The organism is Nitrospira sp. BLG_2, assembly GCF_049222245.1.
Genome location: NZ_JBLYIG010000723.1, coordinates 1 through 1,535, shown reverse-complemented (window position 1 = coordinate 1,535; position 1,535 = coordinate 1). Strand labels below are relative to the sequence as shown.

Annotated in this window: 3 protein-coding genes; 2 read left to right on the top strand and 1 reads right to left on the bottom strand. The window is 67.6% G+C overall.

Going from position 1 to position 1,535, the window contains the following annotated elements:
- Window positions 1–633: ATP-grasp domain-containing protein (locus ACOSYY_RS19465; RefSeq protein ID WP_421664600.1), on the top strand; the 633-nt coding region annotated here is incomplete at its 5' end.
- Between the two features lie 39 nt (window positions 634–672).
- Window positions 673–858: a hypothetical protein gene (locus ACOSYY_RS19460; RefSeq protein WP_421664598.1), complete on the top strand. Its 186-nt coding sequence runs from the start codon at window positions 673–675 to the stop codon at window positions 856–858.
- On the opposite strand, the gene ACOSYY_RS19455 is transcribed toward ACOSYY_RS19460, so the two are convergent.
- On the bottom strand, window positions 855–1,535 hold a 681-nt coding region (locus tag ACOSYY_RS19455), incomplete at its 5' end, for an integron integrase (RefSeq protein WP_421664596.1). The genes ACOSYY_RS19460 and ACOSYY_RS19455 overlap by 4 nt on opposite strands.

The window sequence follows — 1,535 nt, the reverse complement described above, 5'->3', positions numbered from 1 at the left end:
GTCCGGCTCGAGAACGGCTGCGAAATCGTGCGCTGGAACGTGCAGAAGACCTACCTGCGCGACCTCGCCGCCAAGGGCATCGCGACCGTGCCGACGTTCTGGCGCGAGGGACTTTCGCCCGGTGAGCTCCTGCCGCTGTTCGAGGAGTTGCGCAGCGCCGAGGGCGTCATAAAGCCCACGATGAGCGGCACGGCGCAGGGCACGTGGCACCTCGACGCCGTCCGCGCACGCGAACTCGCGCCCGCGATCGCGGCGTACTTCAAGGATCGCCCGCTCATGATGCAGCCCTTCGAGCGCGGCCTCGTCGAGGAAGGCGAGTTCTCGATGACGTACTTCAACGGGCGGCACAGCCACAGCATCCTCAAGGTGCCGAAAGCCGGCGACTTCCGCGTGCAGGAGGAGTACGGCAGCGAGATCCGCGCGATCGCACCCGAGCCTGCCCTCCTCGCAGCCGGCAACGCCGCGATCGCGGCCGTCGGGCACAGGCTCCTCTACGCGCGCGTCGACTTCGTGCGCAGCGGAGAGACGTTCCGGCTCATGGAACTCGAACTCGTCGAGCCGTCGTTCTACCTACGGACCGAAGCGGGCGCGGCGGAGCGGTTTGCGGAGGCGGTCACCTCGGTCCTCGCGTAGGATGCATGGTGCCTCGACCACGAATGGAGGCCCTCGCCCATGAAGCCCTATACCCGGATTACGACCGTCCTGCTCGCACTATTCGGCCTCGTGCACCTGATTCGACTGTTCACCGGCTGGCCCGTGACGGTCAACGGATACACGGTGCCGCTCTGGGTCAGCGCCGTCGCGCTCTTCGTGGCCTGGGCGCTCGCGGCGCTCGTCATGCGCGAACACCGCCGCTAACGCCCGGACTCGAACCGCGGGGGTCCCGCGTCGAGCGGACTGCGGACCCCTCGCCCTCCCTTGTTCAGGACGTGCGTGTAGATCATCGTCGTCTTCACGTCGGCGTGGCCGAGCAGTTCCTGCACCGTGCGGATGTCGTAGCCGTCCTCGAGCAGGTGGGTCGCGAAGCAGTGCCGGAGCGTGTGGCAGCTCGCGGGCTTTTCGATGCCGGCCCGGCGAATCGCCTCCCGGACCGCCCGCTGCACGGTCTGCGGGTGCACGTGGAATCGACCGTACTCGCCTGAATAGGGATCGCGGCAAAATGCCTTCGCCGGGAACACCCAGTACCACGGCCAGGATGTCGCGGCGCCGGGATACTTGCGCCGCAGCGCGAACGGCAGCGAGACGCCCGGGCTCCCGTTCGCCCGGTCGGCGTCGAATAGCGCCCGGACTTTCGCGAGATGGTCCTGCAAGTGAGGCACGAGCTTCATGGGTAGGACCGTGACGCGATCCTTCTGGCCCTTGGCGTCACGGATGAGCAGTTCACAGCGAGTGAGGTCGATGTCCTTCACCCGCAACTGCAGGCATTCGCTGACGCGGGCACCGGAGCCGTACAGCGTCGCGGCAATCATCCAGAGCGTCCCGTCCAGCCGCGCCAAGACCGCCTGCACCTCGGACCTCGAGAGCACGACCGGAAG